This is a genomic window from Enterococcus sp. R12 (assembly GCF_058135755.1).
In genome coordinates this window covers 793,791-815,586 of record NZ_CM176874.1, presented here as the reverse complement: position 1 = coordinate 815,586, position 21,796 = coordinate 793,791, and the positions used below count along the sequence as shown (strand labels likewise).

The 21,796-nt window shown below is 41.2% G+C and carries 20 protein-coding genes and 1 tRNA gene; 3 read left to right on the top strand and 18 right to left on the bottom strand.

Features of this window, described 5'->3' with window-relative positions:
- Positions 1-15: 15 nt before the first annotated feature.
- From ACTW1R_RS03755 to ACTW1R_RS03720, 8 genes are all read right to left on the bottom strand, one after another.
- Entirely contained in the window at positions 16-753 is a 738-nt protein-coding gene (locus ACTW1R_RS03755; protein WP_010747610.1) for a MurR/RpiR family transcriptional regulator, read from the bottom strand.
- Positions 754-795: 42 nt separating this feature from the next.
- Positions 796-1,602, bottom strand: a complete 807-nt coding sequence (locus ACTW1R_RS03750; RefSeq protein WP_005231151.1) for an MBL fold metallo-hydrolase — start codon at positions 1,600-1,602, stop codon at positions 796-798.
- Positions 1,603-1,657: 55 nt separating this feature from the next.
- Positions 1,658-2,512 (bottom strand): two-component system regulatory protein YycI, encoded by an 855-nt coding sequence (locus ACTW1R_RS03745; RefSeq protein WP_005225285.1) that lies wholly within the window; start codon positions 2,510-2,512, stop codon positions 1,658-1,660.
- Positions 2,513-3,823, bottom strand: a complete 1,311-nt coding sequence (locus ACTW1R_RS03740) for a YycH family regulatory protein (protein WP_060792693.1) — start codon at positions 3,821-3,823, stop codon at positions 2,513-2,515. It abuts the gene before it with no gap.
- A complete protein-coding gene (walK, locus tag ACTW1R_RS03735; RefSeq protein WP_016610545.1) occupies positions 3,820-5,661 on the bottom strand; it encodes a cell wall metabolism sensor histidine kinase WalK in 1,842 nt (613 codons plus the stop codon). The genes ACTW1R_RS03740 and walK overlap by 4 nt, the downstream gene beginning before the upstream one ends.
- A gap of 3 nt (positions 5,662-5,664) precedes the next feature.
- A complete protein-coding gene (gene yycF / locus ACTW1R_RS03730; RefSeq protein ID WP_010747607.1) occupies positions 5,665-6,369 on the bottom strand; it encodes a response regulator YycF in 705 nt (234 codons plus the stop codon).
- 132 nt (positions 6,370-6,501) lie between these two features.
- Positions 6,502-7,362: a DegV family protein gene (locus tag ACTW1R_RS03725; protein ID WP_005225280.1), complete on the bottom strand. Its 861-nt coding sequence runs from the start codon at positions 7,360-7,362 to the stop codon at positions 6,502-6,504.
- Positions 7,355-7,921: a DUF1836 domain-containing protein gene (locus ACTW1R_RS03720; protein WP_034858210.1), complete on the bottom strand. Its 567-nt coding sequence runs from the start codon at positions 7,919-7,921 to the stop codon at positions 7,355-7,357. Before ACTW1R_RS03720 ends, ACTW1R_RS03725 begins: the two co-directional genes overlap by 8 nt.
- Before the next feature lie 269 nt (positions 7,922-8,190).
- On the opposite strand from ACTW1R_RS03720, the gene ACTW1R_RS03715 reads away from it, so the two are divergent.
- Positions 8,191-8,263 (top strand) — tRNA-Lys (locus ACTW1R_RS03715).
- A gap of 422 nt (positions 8,264-8,685) precedes the next feature.
- Here the strand turns inward: ACTW1R_RS03715 and ACTW1R_RS03710 are convergent.
- From ACTW1R_RS03710 to ACTW1R_RS03690, 5 genes are all read right to left on the bottom strand, one after another.
- On the bottom strand, positions 8,686-9,018 hold the full coding sequence (locus ACTW1R_RS03710; RefSeq protein WP_034868321.1) for a type II toxin-antitoxin system PemK/MazF family toxin: 333 nt from the start codon (positions 9,016-9,018) through the stop codon (positions 8,686-8,688).
- Positions 9,005-9,280 (bottom strand): type II toxin-antitoxin system RelB/DinJ family antitoxin, encoded by a 276-nt coding sequence (locus tag ACTW1R_RS03705; protein ID WP_005225277.1) that lies wholly within the window; start codon positions 9,278-9,280, stop codon positions 9,005-9,007. Before ACTW1R_RS03705 ends, ACTW1R_RS03710 begins: the two co-directional genes overlap by 14 nt.
- 930 nt (positions 9,281-10,210) lie before the next feature.
- On the bottom strand, positions 10,211-10,699 hold the full coding sequence (locus ACTW1R_RS03700) for a P-loop nucleotide/nucleoside kinase family protein (protein WP_034868317.1): 489 nt from the start codon (positions 10,697-10,699) through the stop codon (positions 10,211-10,213).
- A gap of 536 nt (positions 10,700-11,235) precedes the next feature.
- Positions 11,236-11,625 carry a DUF4430 domain-containing protein gene (locus ACTW1R_RS03695; protein WP_159161428.1) on the bottom strand — a complete coding sequence of 130 codons (390 nt, stop codon included), beginning with the start codon at positions 11,623-11,625 and terminating at the stop codon, positions 11,236-11,238.
- Positions 11,626-11,712: 87 nt separating this feature from the next.
- Positions 11,713-14,190, bottom strand: coding sequence for a vitamin B12-dependent ribonucleotide reductase (locus ACTW1R_RS03690; protein WP_489927414.1), 2,478 nt, complete (start codon positions 14,188-14,190; stop codon positions 11,713-11,715).
- A gap of 140 nt (positions 14,191-14,330) precedes the next feature.
- Between ACTW1R_RS03690 and ACTW1R_RS03685 the strand changes: the two genes are divergently transcribed.
- Both ACTW1R_RS03685 and ACTW1R_RS03680 read left to right on the top strand, forming a co-directional pair.
- Positions 14,331-14,870 carry a hypothetical protein gene (locus ACTW1R_RS03685; protein WP_271814905.1) on the top strand — a complete coding sequence of 180 codons (540 nt, stop codon included), beginning with the start codon at positions 14,331-14,333 and terminating at the stop codon, positions 14,868-14,870.
- 558 nt (positions 14,871-15,428) lie between these two features.
- Positions 15,429-16,856 (top strand): APC family permease, encoded by a 1,428-nt coding sequence (locus tag ACTW1R_RS03680; RefSeq protein ID WP_005225272.1) that lies wholly within the window; start codon positions 15,429-15,431, stop codon positions 16,854-16,856.
- Positions 16,857-16,971: 115 nt separating this feature from the next.
- Here ACTW1R_RS03680 and ACTW1R_RS03675 read toward each other — a convergent pair whose 3' ends face one another.
- From ACTW1R_RS03675 to ACTW1R_RS03655, 5 genes are all read right to left on the bottom strand, one after another.
- On the bottom strand, positions 16,972-17,610 hold the full coding sequence (locus ACTW1R_RS03675; protein ID WP_144771950.1) for a TetR family transcriptional regulator: 639 nt from the start codon (positions 17,608-17,610) through the stop codon (positions 16,972-16,974).
- A 47-nt stretch (positions 17,611-17,657) separates the two neighbouring features.
- A complete protein-coding gene (locus ACTW1R_RS03670; RefSeq protein WP_077453594.1) occupies positions 17,658-18,359 on the bottom strand; it encodes an ABC transporter ATP-binding protein in 702 nt (233 codons plus the stop codon).
- Between the two features lie 5 nt (positions 18,360-18,364).
- A complete protein-coding gene (locus ACTW1R_RS03665; RefSeq protein WP_271815048.1) occupies positions 18,365-19,441 on the bottom strand; it encodes an ABC transporter permease in 1,077 nt (358 codons plus the stop codon).
- A gap of 318 nt (positions 19,442-19,759) precedes the next feature.
- Positions 19,760-20,719: an L-lactate dehydrogenase gene (locus ACTW1R_RS03660; protein WP_115231911.1), complete on the bottom strand. Its 960-nt coding sequence runs from the start codon at positions 20,717-20,719 to the stop codon at positions 19,760-19,762.
- Positions 20,720-20,812: 93 nt separating this feature from the next.
- Positions 20,813-21,781: a TDT family transporter gene (locus ACTW1R_RS03655; RefSeq protein WP_115231910.1), complete on the bottom strand. Its 969-nt coding sequence runs from the start codon at positions 21,779-21,781 to the stop codon at positions 20,813-20,815.
- Positions 21,782-21,796 lie beyond the last annotated feature (15 nt).

Genomic DNA, 21,796 nt, shown 5'->3' with positions numbered 1-21,796 from the left:
TTTTTTTACGATCACTTAGATTTGCTTGTAGACTTGATGGGCTAAAAGTTCGATCAGTGTAATCACTGGGACTTGCGTCGTCAGGTTCAAATCGACTTCTTTTCCCCCACTGACGACGGGCATATAGTAGGAAATATTGTAATCTGCCATTTGGGCGATCGTCGATTTTTCATCATTGGTGATGCTGAGTACTTTTGCCCCATACCGTTTGAAGTCCTCCGTTTGCTTGATCATTTGAATGGTTTCCCCCGAAACTGATAAAATGATCGCTAACGTATTTTCCATCCCACGAGGCGGTACTGGCAAAAAGGGATCGACGATGCTATAGGCATTGATGCCTAAATTAGCAAAATAGCGGCTGCCATAGGTGCCAAGAATGCCACTTGTGCCGATACCTGAAAACGCCACATGGCGTGCGGAAAGAATCAGTTCTACCGCTGGCTGGATAAACTTACGGTAATCTTCATTATTGACTTTTTTTAAGAATGTATTGACTTGGATCGTTGCATCATAGAAAAGATCAAACGCTCGTGCATCTTGTTCCTTTTTTTGACAGATCGCATACTTTAACTCTGAATACCCGCGATAGCCTAATTTCGTGATACATCGTAAAATCGTCGAGGTCGAGACATGGCATGCAGCTGACAATTCGCGGATCGTCAGTTGATCGATCTCTTCAAAATGCTGGACAATGTACTTATAAACAGCCATTTCAAGCTCGTTCAGACGCTTGATTTTTTCTTCATCAAACATACCTGCTGCCTCCACCCGACAATTTTATCCTTTGTTGATCGATTAGATTGCAAATAACTCCGTCGCTTTGTCAGGATCGGTATCATAGACTTCAAATGTTTCTCCAACACCTAGATCATGTTCTTTCATGGTGTTGACCATCGTTAAGTGCGCCAACTCTTTCAAGTTGTTTTCTTTACTTAAATGACCAAGATAGACCCGTTTGGTATTGTCGGTCAAGATATCCGTCATGACCAGAGCGCCATCTTCATTCGATAAGTGACCACGATCTCCAAGAATTCGCTGTTTGAGGCTCCATGGGTAAGGGCCCATTCGCAGCATTTCTAGGTCATGGTTGCTTTCCACAAGGTACGCATCGGCGCCTTTGATAATGCCTCGCACATGATCGCTGCAATAACCGGTGTCCGTCAACATCACGAATGATTTGCCGTCTTTATGGAAACGATAAAATTGCGGCGCTGCAGCATCGTGAGAGACGCCAAAGCTTTCAATGTCCAAGTCACCCAAGGTCAGCACTTTTCCCATTTCAAAGATATGTTTTTGTTCGACAGCGACGTTACCGATCATTGGATCCATCGCTTGCCATGTTTTTGTATTCGCATAGACATCAAGTTTGTATTTTCGCGCCAGTACTCCGACACCGTGGATATGATCTCGATGTTCGTGGGTCACAAGAATGGCGTCCAAGTCTTCTGGTTTCCGCCCTACTTCATCCAATAATGAAGTGATCTTCTTGCCGCTCAAACCGGCATCCACTAAGATCCGCTTTTTATTGCTTTCGATATAGAGCGAATTTCCTGAGCTTCCGCTGGCTAGAATACTTACTTGAAAGGCATTTTCCTTCATCATGGTTTACGTGACTTCCTCTCTGGTTGTTTCAACGAGTTCCATTATACCCGCTTTTTTATGGATTTTCTACCTTTTGAACGGCATTATTCGTGATGATCCGATTGCTAAAGGCATTGACCGTTTCGATTTGGATGGTGTCATCGCCATCTAATTGGAACGCAATAAACCATGCAGGAATGTACACATTTTTTTCCCTAACCTTCAAAATCATCGTATAGGCTAATTCCGTCCAGAGAATTTTCGAGTGACTCGGCAGCTTGTTGTTTAGATAAAGCGTATTTACTGCTTCTTTTTCTGAATAGACCGTCATCTTTTCCCTTAGAGGCGTAATATTGGAGATATGTGTTTGCGTATAACGGGCAATCTGCAGTAGATCATCCGTTTGTTCTAAGGTGATATCGATCCGACTTGAGCTGTCATTGAAAGGAATGCCTTCATACGACTGGACCGCCACCACCGTCGGATGATTGGCGTTCAAGACAGAGAGGTTTTCCAAATAGTCATATTCATCCCCAAACAGGACTTGATCTTTTCGTTGCAAAAAACCATTGACGGTTTCTTCCGTTTGGGAATCATCACTGATGTAAAAGCCATTGGTTGAGACATGGATCAACTGCTGACCTTTGACCGTCGACCCTCTTTTGAACTGCGTATTGAGTTGCGGATTTCGTAGCTCCACATCAAAATCCGTCTGTTCACCGCTCAAATAATAGCCACTCAAGACCTCATCTGATAATTCGCCAGAATACCGAATGTCCTCAGACTCGAGACGTTGTTCGATAGGAATCGTTTGGTTTGATTGTGAAACCATCTGATGCTCGCTGCGAGCCTCACTGTAAACATTGAATAAAAAGACGTTCAGACCAAGAAAAGCGAGGAAAAAAATCCATTCGATTCGTTTAAAATCCAATTAATTCTCCTCCGTTTCTGCTAATTTTGTCATTAATGCATCATAACTGATCCAAGACGAGTCATAATTGACATACCAAGCAGGCGTCAAATCAACGAGTGGTGCATCTTTGATCTCCCCCCATTGATAGCCAACGATGATCTGTTGCAATAATTCAGGATCAGCCCCTGCCGCAATCAGATCATTTTTGACCGACAAACTAGAGGGTAATTCAATCTCGGTTTCAGAAGGAATCGGCACTTGAATCGCGTTCAAACTGGCAGAAATCGTCATTTCCCGACTGCCGGTCTGACCACTTTCTGAAAAAGCCACACTGATCACCCCTTGACCACCAGTACTAAAGACTGGATAGCCTTCAACGAAAACCCGATAATCCAAGTGCTTGTCTTGTTGATCAAAATAGCGGATCGTCCCAAAATTGTTGCCTAAACGAATAATATAATCCGCACTCAACATCGCCAGATCCGTTTCATCGGAATCATCTGTGGTAGTTTCAAACTTGACTTGCTGCTGATCTTGCAAGACCGTCATGTTTTGCCCACCTTCATAATAGTAGGTATCGACACTTTCATCATTGATCTTGACGTTTTTAGGATTGCTGAAAAAGGCTTCTCGAAACAAGCTCTGAGATTGAGTCGAAGAATAGTAGCTGTATTTTTTCAGCTTGATCGAATCCTGCGTATAATATTGCTTGCTGGATCGTTCTTCATCTGCCACCATTGTCGTCCATTCCCGAGGGTTGTCTGCTAGTAAGTGTTTTACTTGGCTTTTGTCCCAGTCGATTTTCCCTCGCACCACTCGTTGATGGGTAAAATCAACAAATTGGATCGTGTTTTCTTCAAGGTCAAACTGGATGCGGGAAAACGGAAAATCCTCTGTTTCACTTTCGTCCTCTAAGGACAGCTCTTTTTCAAAGGTTTTCTCATAATCTTTCAAGTAAAACGTTGTATAGTAGTTTAAGGACACCCCTTGATTGACTTCTTGGGCTTTTGAAAAAGCTTGTTCCTCGCCATAGGTTCGCAGCGTCAAATCACTGATCGTTGCCTCATTGATCGCCTCTTGGATCTCACGAATCACCGCTTCAGAGTTGGTTTCTTTGATCGCGTCCTCGTCATTCCAAGTCAAATACAGGGGCAAAAACAAATCGCTTTTTTGTTTGTAGGTTTGAACCGAAGGATTGACGCCGGTATCTGTTTCCGTGCTGGCATTGTTGAACCCAGTCGGATTCAGCCAAATCATATAGGAGAAATAAAAACTCAAGGCGATCATTACGATCAAGCCTACACGAATGATTTTTTCTGAGATTCTCATACCCACCAATCCTCCTCATACGGTTCATACGGCAACATGATGTAAAATGTTGACCCGCGATTTTCTCGACTTTCCGCCCAAATCGCACCGCCATGAGCTTTGATGACTTCTCGTGAGATCGCCAATCCTAAGCCAGTACCTCCTTGCTGACGGGCACGAGCTTTGTCGACTCGGTAAAAACGATCAAAGATCTTCGTGAGATCTTTTTTCGGAATCCCTAGTCCTTGGTCATTGATGCTAAGTACGATGTTGTTATGGGTCTCCATCAATTTCACCGTAATGATCCCGCCATCTGGCGAATATTTGATGGCATTATTCATGATGTTATCGATCACTTGGATCATTTTATCGGTGTCGACTTCCACCCACAATTCTCGTTTAGTGAACTCCCGACGAATCAAGTATTTTTTGCTTTCATTCGTCACCATCATGTCAAAACGATCCAACACGAAATTGACCATTTCATTGAAGTTGATGTATTCCAACTGCAGTTGCGAATTGCCGCTATCCATCCGCGACAGACTCAACAAGTCATTGATCATCCGAATCATTCGATCCGTTTCATCCAACGTCACTTTCAAAAAGTTCGGCGCAATTTCTGGGTCTTTCCAAGCACCCTCACTCAACGCTTCGATGTAGCTGCGCATACTCGTTAATGGTGTCCGTAACTCATGAGAAACGTTGGAAACGAACTCTCGCCGTTCCTGTTCGTTTTTTTCTTGCTCTGTAACATCGTGCATCACCGCAACTAACCCAGAAATAAAGCCAGACTCCCGACGAATCATGGAGAAATCGATGCGCAAAATCATATTTGCTCCCGTCAAATCATTGCTAGGACGCTCCAACAGCATATCTTCAGGATTTTCCAAAAGCTTTCGTAACGTGTATTCTTCATCGATTTCCAATAAGGTCAAAATCGACTGCCCGATCGCTTCTTCGTTGCTGACATTCAACAAGGACATCGCCATCTCATTGATGGTAATGACTTTGCCTCGTCGGTCGGTGGCAACAACGCCGTCTGTCATGTGAGACAAGACGCTGTCCAAGCGGTTTCGCTCAGATTCCATCGCCTCTTGAGTCTCTTCGATTCGTTCTCCTAGTTGATTAAAGGTCTCCGCCAGTTGCCCCAATTCATCTTTTCCATGAATCGCGACCTTGCGGCTATAATCTCCTTTGGCGATGCGAATCGCTTGTTCGCGCATCTCTCCGATTGGTTGGGTGATGGAACGAGAGACCAATAGTGCCACAATGATCGAAATCACTGCCGCAATCAGCGAGGCTGTCACAAAAATGACCGCAGTCGTACTGACTTCATTGTATTTTGACTCAAGATTGCTCCGTAAATAAAGGGTTCCTAAAACGGTATCCCCTGTCGGTGATTGGATCGACTGCACGATATTGAACACCCGCTGTCCGCTGGATTCATCATAAAGGACCTCACTACGGTTCGTATCGTAATCACGGTAATCATTTTTTTCTCCCACCGAGCCACGATCATTGATATTGGTGGTTGCACGAATGATCCCTTGCTCATCCACCACCCGCATCTCCAAAATTTCCGATGAGTTGGTACTCGTTAAGATTCGATTCAAGGAAGCATTCATGGAATCCCAATCCAACCCGTCATCATTATCCATTCGACTCAATTCAGAGCCTAATGTTACCACTAACGTGCTGGCACGTGCCTCCATGTCGCGTTTGAAGGCATCGACCGTTGTTCTTTCCAATTCGCGAATAAAATACGCCCCGATAATCTGGATCGCAATCAATAAGATCAAGATAAAAGTCAGGGCGATTTTGAAGTTCACCGATTGAAAAAAGCGAACTTTATTTTTCATAGCTTATTCCTGTTCTGGGTTCCGCAAGTAATAGCCCACTCCGCGACGAGTAACCAAATAGTTTGGATGGCTCGGGCTGTCTTCGATTTTTTCACGTAAACGGCGTACCGTCACGTCAACGGTTCGGACATCGCCAAAGTAGTCATAGCCCCAAACCGTTTGCAATAAATGCTCCCGGGTCATCACTTGACCAAGATGTTTTGCCAAGTAGTGCATCAATTCAAACTCTCGGTGCGTCAATTCGATGGCTGCACCATTTTTAGTGACCATGTACGCATCAGGATGAATCGTTAAATCACCAATCGTTAATTCGCTGTTGGCGTTATCGTCTGCTTCCTTCGCAGCTGCCGAGCCGCGACGCAGATTGGCTTTGACACGGGCCACCAATTCCCGGTTTGAAAATGGTTTGGTTACATAATCGTCCGCACCAAGCTCGAGGCCTAGTACTTTATCGATTTCAGAATCTTTGGCTGTGACCATGATGATCGGCATGTCATGGGTTTTGCGCACTTCCCGTGCAACTTCCAACCCATCCATTTTTGGCAGCATCAAATCAAGCAAAATCAGATCAGGATCGACCTCGGCTACTTTTTCTAATGCCTCTTCTCCATCATAGGCGGTATATACTTCATATCCTTCTTTGGTTAAATTAAATTTGACGATATCAGAAATTGGTTTCTCATCGTCCACGACTAGGATCTTTTTCAAAAATGTCACCTCAATTTTTTTTGGTTTCTTACTTATTATACATTATTTAAACGGGCTTTTCATCTTTCCCAAAAACCGCAGCCTCATTCTTAAGGAAAGCACAAAAAAAGAAAGGCACGGGGCCTTTCTTTTTTACTCTTCTAAAAGTTGGATACCGATCCCTAACAACCCAGGACCCGTGTGGACGACTAATGCGGGAGAGATTTGTCCAAATAAGATTTCTTTGACCTTAGGAAATTCGGCTTCTAATCGTGCTTTCATTTCTTTGGCTTCTTGCAGTGCATCACCTTGCGCCACGGCTAAACGCACATGGCGATGATCACCGATGAATTGCTTGATCAAGTCAACGGTTTTGTCCAAGCTTTTCTTCCGTCCACGAGATTTTGCGACCGTATAGTAGATCCCTTCTTCATTACAAGAGATAATTGGATTCAATTTCAAGGCATTGCCTAAGATGGATGCGACCAGACCGATGCGGCCGCCTTTTTGTAAATACTCTAAGGTAGCTACGTTGAAAAAGACTTTGTTTTTCGGCACTTCATTCGTTAATTGTGCCCGTAGTTCTTCCCAAGTCACGCCTTTTTCTAACAGTTCTGCTGCACGAATCGCTTGCAGCCCTGCACCGATTCCGATATTTTTCGTATCAAGCACGAAAACCTCAAGATCCGTCCGTTGTTCACCTAACAGGCGAACGACGTTAAACGTTCCGCTCAATCCGCTGGAGATGGTTACGGCAAAGACTTTCTCATACCCATCGGCTTTGATCCGATCAAAGATTTCCCCGATCGCAGCACCGTCAGGTAACGAGGTACTAGGGATTTCTTGCGGCAAGCGCTCGTAGATTTCTTCCGCAGTAATATCAACTTTATCGGTATAGGTCCGATCCTTGTAGATAATTTGCAATGGCAGCATATACATGCCGTATTGCTCCATGATCTGTGCGGGAACATCGGTACCTGAATCAACTAATAGGGCAATTTTCTCTTTATTCATGGGCTTCTCCTTTATGTGTGTCTAAATAAATGACTTCTAATTCAATCGTTTTTTCTGCCAATAGTTTGTTGGCAAAGGAACGCGTCGCACCTTTCATGGCTACTAATTCAATCGGGATCGGTTCCGACGTCATTTGTTCGGGTTCTCCCATCGCTTCTTTGCCGACAAGGTGGATCGCTTTTTCTTGTTCTTCACAAAATACATTGTAGGCATTTCTGATGCCGACAACTTTCCCTTGAAAAAGGATCCCCGTCTTTATTTCAGGAATCGTCAGCACTTGCTTGAGCATCGTGATCGCAATCAAAAATGCGAGATGCTTTTGATTGTAACGTTTCTTCTCTGGTGCTGGAATCATCCCTTTTTTGACATAATTATTGACCATGGAAGAGGTCAATAGCGGATGCTTTTCCGTTTGGATCACCGGCGATAAATATTGATCGATCAATGTGATCACCTGATCCATATACAGTTCCAGCGTTGGCAATTCTTCCCATCTCGGCAGGTGGAATTTCAGCAATGAATTGCCCCAATTTTTCATGTCTGCTTGTAATTTTTCCATGTCATCCTCCATTTTGACGAACAGAAGGTTAGATTATCACAAACTAATCATCTAGTTTTGATAACTAGATACATTTTATCACGGTTTTCTGAGTTTTTAAAGCAATCTGATCAATCTTTTAAGAATTTCCTATCATTTGAATTTGGGAAACAAATGGTGTTTTATTAAGATAACGCCAGTTTCCCAACTGAAAAAAGCGCATATTTTTTTCAAAAGAATGATTGATTTTTCAACAATGGAGTGCTAAGATAATGAAGTACTTTTGGTACGGGCCGTTAGCTCAGTTGGTAGAGCAGCTGACTCTTAATCAGCGGGTCGCGGGTTCGAGCCCCTCACGGCCCATTGGGTGCCAAACCCACGGAACAGGTAAATGTTGGTGCGAAAGCATTTCGAAAACATTTATGCTGTTCCATTTTTTTTGTTTATAATTAATTTATTGCCAAGTGAATAAGAAGAAATGCCTTGCTGTCAAAAAGTTTCTTATTAAATGATGTATGTAAGAGCTATGCTTTTCGAAAAGTTTTTTTCTACGAGATGACTGAACTCTTTGCACGTGAAATGCTTCGTTTTTCCATAAATTAACTGAGTCAGATAATTTGTGGAAGTAATAGCTTCTGTATAAATTCAGTGAGTGCTTCGCTAGTTCAAAAACCTTTACAGTAATTTTTTTCTCACTATTACCACTACAAATTAGATATGAAATCAAAAAAATCACTACCTAGTCCAAATGAAAAGGTAGTGTATTTTTAATACTGTTCATTCTTCTAAGAGCGATCCTTAAGAAACTCTTCTAAACGATTCAAATCTTTCTGAGATAGTTCCGCTATATCTTTATATTTAAAATCTATTTTTTCTTTGGAAAGAACGAATAACGTTCCTGTGTCAATCCAAGACTCTTTTTTTAAATTTGAATCTTGCCAATCATTGATATGAAAATAAAGCTTTTTTATGCGCTCTGATTTGTGTTCAAACTTGCTTGTAATCGCATAAAAAAGAACTTCATTTTCACTATTCTCAATAATCAAAACTGGTCGTCTTTTTCCTTCTGGTTTACCCACATAAGCCACATACATTGAAACTATTTTATTCATCTTCATCCAACCAAGCCTCGAAAGCCTTATTATCATCTATCCTCGTCACATTAGTAGATTTTTTCGCTAACTTAGCAATTCGCCTTGCTTGCTTTGTTTGTTCAGAAAGTTTTACCTCAAAGGGTAATCCCCCTTTTTCTATGACTTGTTTATAAAAAATAGTAATTGCCGTAGTGGGATTCATTCCTAAATCATGTAAAATATCTTCTGCTTCCATTTTTAGATCTTTTTCAACCGCAATCTGAATTCTTTCTTTTTCCTTCTTCATAACGCACCTCCAAAAAGAGTTTTTTATACTCATATTATACTCTATTTGAACGCTATTTTCACTTACTATACTCATAAATAAATTTATTTTTCGAATAAGAAATCTTACTTCTTTAAATTACCTAACTTTTAGTCAGTGGGTTTGACACCCACTGAACAGGTAAATCGTGGCGCGAACCCCTACTTATATTATCTCCATGTATTCTTCAAAAAATCCATGGATATTACACTAACACTAATTATCGTAATACCATAAAACAAGGAGCATAACTAGTTAACCTATGTCATGTCCCTTGTTTTTTTAATTCAGGTATTGATAAACTAAATACATAAACCATACTAATCCTATTATAAAAAATAGATTTAAAATGTTTTTATTTATTTTTCTTCTTTGCTCTCCAAAGTATGGCGACCTTTTTTGCCAAAACAATTTCCTGTTTTTCACATCAGAAAAAAACAATCTAAAAATTATAAATAACACAGGAAGAGAAAAATTTAACACTATATAAAAAATATCTGTAGGATCTCCAATTAAAACTAACCCTATCAAAATAAATAATATAAAAAGAAAAATTAGTTTATACTGAACTTTCATAACTCACCTATACAATCAATTGATTTTATTCTATTTGCATTCTGAAGGTTCTGAGGGGACGATCGTCATTTTAAAATAGTTCTCCTATTTCTTACCCTCTTTTACAATTTTGGCTGATCTAATTCCTCTCATCAGCAATTGGATACAAATTTCGTAATAGCTGCTCTTATTCTTCATTTGGGGTGGTCACCGCTAAATTTTTTCTTCTATCGAAGAATACAACAAGAAAAGAAATTGCCAATCACTATTTTGCTTCTAGCATGACTGTCCTTCGTGTCCTGCACAGGAATAAGACTAACTGTATTGAAAAAGAGTAAAAAACGTTTTGATACTACTTCATATATTCTTTTGCTCGATCACTACCTCATCTTCATTTACCGGTTCTTCGAATCCTGAAAAAAACCGTTGAAGGATTTCTTCTGTAATAGGAAAAGCGGAATTTGCAGTCTGGACTTTATTTCTGATCGCTAATCGTTTTCGTAAAGTATCATAATCAGCTTTTAGATAGATTACTTTAATCGTCACATCATATGCTGCCAGTAGTTCTCTATAAGCGTCTCGGTGACTTTTAGCCCAAAAACTAGAATCGACAACTACGTTTTTTCCTTCTTGAACAGCCTTTACTGTAAGCTCTTTCAATTTAACTGAAGATAATGAAGAAACTTTTGCATATTTCTCCGAAGGGTAATCAACACCATAAACGCCATAGTCTTCCCAAATCAATTCATCTATTGCTAATCTTACATAGCCTTCTTGCTCTTTTTGTTTTGAGTAAGTGGTTTTGCCTGCACCACTAACGCCACACATCAAAAGTACCTCAACCATTATTCTCCTCCTACCTTTTCTGATCAATAAACAAAGAGAACGAAAAAACCTTATTTGTAATCAACGCTCATGTTTTAGACCACTGTTTGCCACCTACATCTGATGATACAATGATAACATTGTTTTTATGAACAACAAGCAGATTGGGAAACAATCTCAAGAAAAATAGGAAGTAAAACCATATATTAGAGAATAGAAGCGTTAGCCACTTAAGCTAACGGATAAATCAAATTTTTGTCCATTTCCACTCTTCTATAAAAAATTATTTTCTACAAAAATAGGAACGCAAGCCAAAATACGAAAGAAGCATCATCGTTAAAACTTATGTATGTAATGGTATCTTTACTTCTATTATTCCAATTTTAAAATAAACTAAGCGACCACCCCAACCCCTGATAGAAAAACAAGAATAGACTCTTGAGTAGAACTTGAATGCAAAACTGCCTCCAAAATCAACGCAAGGGTCTATCTTTATAGATAAAGCTCTTTATGGGCAAATTCTTTTGTACCAGTAAAGATCCTTAGAATCAAACAAATCAGAATGCTTTCAAATCAAATGTGATAGTGTCATTGTTCTTTAAAAACAACGCTTGTGCCCCTTTATCGGTCATTTCGTCATTGACGGTATAGACCCAAAATAGATTGGCTTTTTGATCTTGACTGATGCCGTCGATAGAGGTGATAAAGCCATCTTTTTCTTTGATCGCAAAGTTTTCTTTCATTACTTCCAGCAGCGACTCATTTTCTCGGAATGTTACTTCTTTTGAGGTCACAGCTTCTTGATTTTGGATGACGATCGTAGCTGTTCCTTGTTCTTGCTTCAAGGAACTTTGCTGCGTGCTTTCTGGCGTTACACTTGCCTGTTGGCATCCTGCAGCGACGAGTAATGTGCTCACTAGCATGAATACGACAAATACTTTTTTCATCTATTTCTTCCTCTCCAATAGTCAAAATACAAATCGTTTTTTTATCCAATATGCGGATAAGACTTGCTCTATCAATCCTGTATCCTTTTAGAGCCCGCATTTTAATTGGATTTTACAGTTTGTGCAGGTACTACAGCCGCCGATTTCCTCAATGGTTCCTTCATGGCAGATGGGACAGATTTCACCAGAGGCGACGGGTTCATCTACTTGAACGACAGGCAGCGGTTCAACTTGTGCGGTCAGCTCATTTTCAACCGCTTCTAAGGTAAGTACTTGTGAATCTCGGCTGCCGTCTACATAGACAGTCCCTCCTTTGGCTCCTCCTTCATAAAGATCTCGATAAACCTTGGCTACTTGGCTTACTGTATATCCTTTTGGTGCATTGACCGTTTTTGAAATGGAGCTATCCACCCAGCGTTGAATGGTGCATTGCACACCGACATGCTCTTCGGGCGTCAACTCCATAGCGGAAATGAACCATGCCGGCAACTCCGCTTTGGTTCGTTCAGGATGATCCATCAGGTATTCGTCAACGATTTCCGCATTGATTTCAATAAACTTACCTAGTCGACCGCTTCTAAAATAAGAAAAGGAGTAGTAAGGTTCTAAACCAGTTGAAACTCCCGTCATCGTGCCTGTCGATCCTGTTGGCGCAACAGTCAAAAGATGAGAGTTGCGAATACCGAATCGCAGCACGCCTTCGCGGATGTGCGCTGGCATTTTTTTCATGTATCCTGTATCGATAAATTTCTTCCGCAACGCTTGCGTCCCTTGGTCATTTTTTCCAATCAGGAAGGGAAAGCTGCCTTTTTCTTTCGCCAGTTCAATGGATGCCTCATAGGCAGTGACTGCCATTGCCTCGAAAATTTGATCAACGAATTGATTTCCTTCTGCCGATCCGTATTTTTTCCCGCAGTAGATCAATAAATCTGCCAAGCCCATGATCCCTAATCCAACACGTCTTTCCCCTTTCGCCTGCTGCTCATTTTTGTCAAAAAAGTAAGGCGTTACGTCAATAACATTGTCTTGGAAACGAACCGCTGTTTTCACGGTTTCTTTTAGTTTGGCAAAATCAACGGTGCCCTTTTGGCGATCCGCCATGTTTGCGAGATTGATGGCTGCCAAGTTACAGACCGCATAAGGGGTTAGGGGCTGTTCACCGCACGGATTGGTTGCCACGACTTTTTGTCCGTATGCTGTAGCATTCGTCATCTTGTTGGCATTATCGATAAAGAAAATACCAGGCTCAGCAGAATATGTTGCACAAAAAGTAATCAACTCCCATAACTCACGAGCTTTGATCCTTTGATAGGTTTTGACTTTATGGCCAGTAGCTGCCCATTCTCGCACATCCCCGACTTCAGCCCATTTTGCATCATATTGCGCCATCTCTGCTTCTGAATAATTGTCGATATCTGGAAAGCGTAGCTCATACCACCCATCTGTCTTCACTGCTTCCATGAATTCTTCTGTCAAGCAGACTGAGATATTCGCGCCAGTTAAGAAATCACTTTCTTTCACCGTATAGCTGCCACCTATGCGCAATTTTTCTTTTGCCTTTTGGATCATGTCATTATGTTCCTTATCTGACGATTCAGGCAGTTGTGCTAGATAAGTGAACATTCTTTCTTCCATTTTTGTCAGAGGGTCAAATTGCAGTTTTTCATTGATCAGTTGTTTGATCGTCGCATTTGTGATTGTTTTTTTTAGGTGAAGCAATACAGCAGGATTTTGAATTTTAGAAAGAATAAACGCAAAAATATCTGGATGCCAATCTGCCATCATAATCATCTGCGCTCCACGGCGGCTACCTCCTTGTTCGACAAGGTTCGTCAAGTTTGCCAAATCATTCAACCAAGAAACTGCCCCAGAAGACCGACCACTGACACCGTGGACCACACTTGATTTTGGTCGCAAGGTCGACCCATTGGTTCCAACCCCGCCACCTCGACTCATGATTTCCATAACTTCTTGTCGATGAACAGCAATCCCTTTTCGGGAATCATGAATGAAAGGCATCACAAAGCAATTGAAGTAGGTAACTTGAGAATTTGTTCCTGCTCCATAAAGTACTCTGCCTGCAGAAATTAGATTTTGCGCCACGATTTGTTGGTAAAACGCCTCGAAGAAGCGCTCCTGGTCATGGGACTCGTTGGCAGAAATCCCTTTGGCCACACGATGCGCCACTTGCTCAAAAAAGAGTTCTAACGGTTTTTCAATGTCACTTTTTCTTCTTTTAACAAGTCCACTCGCTTGTTCATCAATATCTTCTAACGCTGAGCGATAGGCCTCTTCCACTTCGATAGAGACAAGTTCCCCATCGATTGCTTTCACCACACCGATTCCTCTTGCAGGATATTTAGGATCAGCTTTCGTTGTCAAAATCACCAAATCATCCTTACGCAATGTTTGATGGGTTTGATCCTTGTATGAATAACGATCCAGCATAATCAAACGAGCGATTCCCTCAAATGTTTGGGTCATTTCTGGTGTGATCGCCGAAACTTCTTGGAACAACTTGATATCCTCGTTCAATTTCTCAATCGTTTGTTTTTTGTATTCCATTTCTTTCCCTCGCCTTCTAAAACACAACATATTGTGCTCGTTTTTTATTATCGTACTATATAATGTGTATTTCAATCTTGAATTTTATTATTTTCCATGTATAATGAGAATGATTATCAATTAGAAAGACGGCGATTTTCATGCTTCCTCCCCAAACCAAGATATTTTCCATCCAAAGAATTTCTCATTTAGCACTGATCACTGCGGCTTGTATCGTTGGACGGTTAGTTTTTGTCTTTATCCCTAACGTTCAGCCTATGAGTGCCCTTTTATTTTTAGTGGCTTTTTCTTACCGTTTATCTGATGCGTTGATGATTGCCTTATTAAGTTTGCTCGGAACAAATATCTATCTAGGCATGGGTCCCTGGACGATCAGTCAATTGGCTGCACTTACTGTCACCATCGTTCTTTTTCATCAGATTGGAAAAATGCCGATCATCAAGAAAAACCGCTTCTTGCAAGCTTTCTTTGCCTTTCTTTGCGGACTTCTTTATGGCTTGATCGTTTCGTTGATGGAGGTTTGGCTTTATCAGTTTCCTTCGTTTCTTGCCTATTACCTTCAAGGACTACTGTTCGATTTCTTCCATGCCAGTGGAAACTTCGTCTTTTATCTGCTTTTATCGCCAGTATTTGAGCGAATAACACCCACTTCCTATAAATTGGCGAAAAAAAACGAGTGATTTCGATGGAACGAAGCATTCGGCTAACTTTGTTTTCGTGTTTCTTTGAAAGAATGTTCGCGTAAAACTTTTCTTAAAAAACAAAAAAACTACGACTACTCTCCTGTTTCCTTTGCTTAAAAATCTATCCAAAAAGCACCATTGAAAAGCCTTTCGAAAGGGTTTCTTCCATCTTTATACGTCCATTCATTTGAATGAAACACTCCCTCTTTCATCCATGCCCTTGACTAAATGTAGTTGGATTTCTTTCAGATTATTAATGAATGATGATGTTTGCTTTTGCTATCATCAGAAATTTATTATTTTTTTTAAATAACAATTTAATTTTTCTTGACCAAAAGAATTCAGAGGTTTATCCTAACTATGGAAAATCAACGACTGGATAAAAAAGAAGCAAGTGAAATTTTTTATTCAATTTGACCTTTGACATTTGTGAAAAAGTGCATAAGAAACTTGATCGTGATCAAGCGCTTATGGAAAGAAATTTTTTTCTCACTAAATTTCAAAAAACGCTCTATTTTAACCAGTCAGAAAAATCATTTTAAGAAGGAGAAAGCGATGAATGAGAAACAATTACGCTGGTATAATATTGCGCTGATGGCGTTCGTCTCTGTTTGGGGACTGGGAAATGTTGTAAACAACTACGCTCAACAAGGGTTGACTGTTGTTGTTTCGTGGCTATTAATTATGGCTCTTTATTTTGTACCCTATGCATTAAGTGTTGGTCAGTTAGGATCAACCTTCAAAGAGTCAAGTGGTGGGGTTTCCTCATGGATCAAAGAAACCTCAACAAAGCGGTTGGCTTTTTTTGCTGCTTGGACTTATTGGGTCGTTCACGTGCCTTATTTGGCACAAAAACCCCAAGGAATCTTAGTATCATTGAGTTGGTTATTTAAAGGAAATGGTACATTTGTATCAACGATGGGCTCCATGGAAGTCTCGTTGATTTGTTTAGCTATTTTTCTATTCTTTTTATGGATTGCCTCTAAAGGATTGACGACCTTAAAAATGATTGGGAACATCGCGGGAACAGCCATGTTCGTGATGTCGATTCTTTTTATTCTTTTAGCAGTCACTGCTCCAGCAATGACTGGTGCTGAAATTGCTACACCAAACATGTCATCTGTTTCAACCTATATCCCTAAATTTGACTTTACCTATTTAACCACGATCTCGATGCTGGTATTTGCAGTAGGTGGCTGTGAAAAAATCTCGCCTTACGTAAATAACACAAAAAATCCTGCCAAAGAATTTCCAAAAGGCATGATCTTTTTAGCCGGTATGGTGGCGTTATGTGCATTGCTCGGCTCGATTGCTATGGGGATGCTTTTTGATGCCAATCATATTCCAGAAGATTTGATGGTCAACGGCGCTTATGAAGCCTTTCAACGACTAGGAAACTTCTACGGAATCGGCAACTTCTTTGTCATTCTTTATTCCATCGCCAATGCGTTAGCGCAAATTTCTGCGTTGGCATTTTCAATTGATGCCCCATTGAAAATATTATTGTCTGATGCTGATTCAGAATTTGTACCAAATGGCTTAGCAAAACTAAACAAAAAAGGAACACCAGTAAATGGGTATATTATGACTGGTATCCTAGTCAGCATTTTGATCATCATTCCAGCACTAGGAATCGGCAATATGACCGAACTGTATCGTTGGTTGCTAAACTTGAATTCAGTTGTCATGCCATTGCGTTACTTATGGGTCTTCTTAGCCTTTATGCTAGTCAACAAACATGCCAATCGCTTTACTTCCGATTATAAATTCGTGAAAAACACCAAGGTTGGCTTTGGGATCGGCTTATGGTGCTTCTTGTTTACGGCCTTTGCCTGCATTTTAGGGATGGTTCCTAAGCTTGATTATGCGGCAGATCCGCAAGCTTGGTTCTTCCAATTGGCCTTAAATATCATTACGCCAATCGCCTTTCTTTTGATTGGCTTGATCTTGCCGATCATTGCGAAACGTGTAAATAAAAAATAATCATTCCCTCAAAAAAGAGGTGTCCGACAACTATTTCGGTTGTCGGGCACCTCTTTCCTTATATATGAACTTTTCCGCCGTGCGAGGCATTTGCTCCATCCTCTTGCCGAAGCATTCATTCTTCGTCATTTTCCTCTTTGTTGTCCTCTTTGATTCCATACTTGATCCATTGCACCTTATAGCGAAAATCTTTGATCAGCTCTTTTGCGTTCCATTCATTGGAAATAAAATCTGTCAGACTATCCATCACGACCGCCATAATAAAGTAAAGGAAACTGACGGCTTCTTGCGTATCATGGATCGTGAAGCGATTTTCTTCCAACAGCTCCAACCACTGACGAATCATGGGCGAATCGTCAGGGATCGCATCGCGCTTCGTCCAGGCATTGCTTTGGGTACATAAGTGGATCATTTTCCAATGATCATCTTCAGGTGACCATTGACTGCACCAAGCCAAGTATTCTTCGATCCCTTTGAAAAAATCATTTTTGTTGCGATTGATAAACGTAAAAATCGCGGAATGGATTTGGTTTGAATAGTCTGCGATCGCATAGTCATAGGCATCTTCTAAGTTTTGAAAGTACTTGTAAAACGCTCCTCTAGAAATGTGCGACTTTTCGACGATGGCAGAGACCTTGACTTGACTGATGTGCTTGCTGAAGAATTCTTCTAAAAGCACGGCATCGATTTTTTCTTTTTTCTCTTGTTTTAAATGAAAAAATGTTGTACTTGGCAAGGGATTCTCCTCCATCATTCGCAATCTACTCCCTCTATTATAAACAAATCCCTCTACTTTTCCACTCAGACTTGTGCAGTTTCTCTTGATGGGGCGTTTTGTTCGATGAGATTGCCATCTTCCATTCGGAAAATGCGATCACTCCATTGGATCATTCGCTCGTCGTGAGTGACCATGACTGTCGCTTTCTTTTTCTCATGCGCTTCTTTCACCAATAACTTCACCACTTCATACGCATGATCGGTGTCTAAGCTGGCAGTTGGTTCATCCGCCAAAATCAAGCTTGGGTCATTAAACAACGCCCTGCCGATTGCTACTCGTTGACGTTCCCCACCAGATAAATCACGGGGAAACTTGTCTTGAAGATCGAGAATATCTAATGAAGCAAGCAATTCATCAATCCGTTCCTTTTCCTTGGCTTTTCCTGAAACTTTGTCGACCAAATAAAATTGTTCCTTTACCGTTAGAAAAGGGATCAAATTCGAGCTTTGCAAGATAAACCCAATCTCTTTAAAACGCAACTTTCCTCGTTGCTTTTCATTTAATTGGGAAAAGTTCACCTGGTTGATGATGATCTCTCCCGATGTTGGACTTTGTAAGCCGCCAGCGATGGTCAAAAAGGTACTTTTTCCTGAACCAGAAGGGCCGATGATACTGACAAACTCCCCTTCTTGAACGTGAAAATTCAGTCCTTTTAATGCCGTTACTTCGGTATGCTGCTTGCCAAATTTTTTTATAATATCCTTCATTACTAAAATGTCTTTCATCTTTGTTACCCTCCTATTGCAGTGATTGGATCGACTTTTGTGACCGTCCGAATGGAGAATAAGCCGCCTAGAACTGCCACGAGAATCAAGATGCCGCTATAAAGCAGCCACTGCTTTAATTCAAAGAAAAATGGCATGGCATCTGGTAAAAACAAACTGGTGCCGTATGCCGCCGCAAATGCTAGGGCTACCCCGATCACACCTACCATAAATGCTTGCGCAATAATTGATTTGGCAATAAAGCTGGTCCGAATGCCTTGGGCTTTCATCACACCAAAAATCGCCGTTTTTTGCAGGGTGATCACATACATGAAAATCCCCACGATTGCCGTTGCAACGACAAATAAGAAGTAGATCATGGCATTTAAGGTCAAGTTTTGGGCAGAAAATCCAGGAAGCTTTTCAATAAAGTCTTCCGTTGCCAACACTTTAAGCTGGGTTCCTTCTTGGTTATCGACTTTCGGATCACTTGATTTGGTCACAATGATATTGATGGGCTGCTCCTTGTCAGATGCAAATGGTTGATTAGCAAACTTCATTTTCGTCCAAGTATCGAGGGAAGTATAAATCACTGGTGACACCGTATAAGACGTTTCTGGGGTGATCCCAACGACTTTGAAGGTTTCATCTGAACGCCCGATTTTCACTTGATCCCCGACCTTGATACCTTCTTCTGCTAAGTTTTCTGAAATCGTGATCTCATTTTCTTTTGAAAACAGCTTGCCCTCTAAGGCTTCTGGTAACAAGAACGCATCGTCTTGTGTACCAAAAACAGTCACATTGACTTGTTCATCGTTGACCGTGATGACACTGCTGTATAGACCAATCGGGGCTTTTTGAGTCCCTGCTACACGGTTTAAATCCCCTCTCGTCAATTGCGAAGCCGCAAATGTGTCATTCGCATCTTCTGATAAAATGATCGCGGATGAATCCCAGTCGACGATGGCCTTTTTAAAATCCCAGTTAAGCCCGGTAGCTAAGCCAGACAATATAAAAACAACATAAGCGATCAAAAACATGATTCCTACGATCAGCCCATATCTTAATTTTGAATAACGCATTTCTTTTATAGCCAGAAACATTGCTCTTTCCTCCTGTTTTCCAAATGTTGACAAAGTGTCACTTTTTGAAGAATACCACACAAGGTGACACTTTGTCACTTTTTACAACTCGGAAAGATTGCAAGGTTGATCGATCATTCTTTTTCTGTCATTCACTGAGGATGTTTTTTCTAAAGGAGTGAGAAAAAAGAGCGTTGAATAGTGGGCGTTTCGCGTAAAATACGCCATTTCCTTTTAATATTCTTGGCTAGATGTAAAAAAAACATGGCCGACCGTAAATAGTCGAACCATGCTTTGGCAAAAACGAACACGAGGATTTCATTACTGGTATTCTTGAGATCAGCTGACTTTGCTTTGTCCAATTGTGGAAATTACTGATCGTAACTGATGACACGAAGTATCAAACTGCCGTTTTTCCTCAGGGGTAAGCGTCAATTCAATAATTTCGCGGACACCGTTTTGGTCCACGACTGCAGGAACACCTGTGAATAAATCGTTGATGCCATATTCCCCATCAAGGTAGGAAGACACCGGCAGAATCGCTTGCTCATCATTTAAGATCGCTCGAACGATTCTTGCGACACTCATCCCTATTCCGTAAAAAGTTGCTTGTTTTCGATCGATGATTTCATAGGCGGCATTTTTTACTCGTTCAGAAAGAACCGCTAGATCGGCAACGGTCAAACGATCCTGTTGCTTGATCAATTCTACGATCGGTTGCCCACCGATCGTTGTATGGGACCAGACAGCGACTTCCGAATCACCGTGTTCCCCAATGATATACCCATGAATATTCCGTGGATCGATGGCTAATTTTGCCGCCACTTCTTTTCGAAGTCTTGTGGTATCGAGGGTCGTTCCCGTACCAACGACACGATTGGCTGGCAACCCGGACACACGCCATGCTTGATAAGTTAAGACATCGACTGGGTTTGAAGCGATAACAAGCACGCCATCAAAGCCTGAAGCCATCACTTGTTTTGTGACGCTTGCCATAATTTCGGCGTTGACATCGATCAATTCAAGCCGTGTTTGTCCTGGCTTTTGGTTGACCCCTGCGGTAATAACGACGATATCAGCATCTTTACATTCCGAGTACTCTCCCGCCCAAACTTTGATGTTTTCTTGTCCCCATGACATACCGTCTAACAAATCGAGGGCTTCTCCTTCTGCTTTGTCCCGATTGACATCGATCAAGACCAATTCATTGATCAGTCCTTGATTGATCATGGAATACGCAATGCTCGTTCCAACGAAACCTGTTCCGACAACGACAACTTTTCTGCTTGTACTTTTCATGTGCGATCCCTTCCCTTTCTTTTCAAATACTTGTGCTATTGTTTTGCGTAGATTACGCATTTTCTTGAAAAATGGATGATTTTTTGTACTTTCTTAGTAACTATGATCGGCAATCAGGGCTTTGGTTTGCTGATACAAATGAACAGCATATTTTCCTAACACATAGCTGACGACGATCACGGCAAAGCTGGTTTCAATAATCGTTAAGGCTTGTAGAAACCCAAATATCAGTGGGTGATTTGCAAAAAACAGTGCTGATTTGAACATTGCAGTCGCCGAGATCACAAGAGGAAACGTAAATGCCGCATAGCTTGGGTAAAACCCGACTGCCAGCATGTTTTTCATATAAGCGACGACACAGAAATAAATCGTTTGTGACAATAACAGCATAAAGGCGACAAACCAAGCAGAGCCTTGTTCAAATACGGAAAGGTAACCTGCTAAGCAAAGAGAACCTGGTGCTGTTAAAATCGTGATCAATGGAACTGCCGCCCGTTCCGTCAGCTTTTGATGGACGATTCGCTTTAAAATAATCGGCAAAAGCGCAAAATACAATACCAATGCGATCCAGACGATCACTTCTCCTAGCTCTTTAAAAAAGACAGCAGAAGTATTGGGAATGACGCCAATCCCGACGAAGGTAATAAACCAGCTTGGATAAATGTATTCCAGCGAAAGGTCGACAGGCAAGATATGCACGACAACAAAATAGATCATTAAAGCAAAATGTAAGCCGATAGCCCCCCACCAGAGCAGATCATTCACCACTGCATTGGGAATGACCCGTTCAAAAACAGTGGAGATCACCATCAGCGCCATCGTAAAGGTCGGCGCCACCGAAGCAACGATTGGGTTTTGCAACTCTGACATCGTGTGCTTAAATGTAAAGCATACTTTCAGAAGGAAGAGCCCCATGATGAAAATACCAAGGGTGCAAAACGCATTTCCAACCGTCTCCATTCCTTCTGAATACAATAAATTCCCCAAAGACACAGTGCCTAAAATCAAGCCGCAAATCGGGATTGGCAATGAATGTAAAAAATGCTGGATCGATGTTTTCATCAACTCATCCTTTCT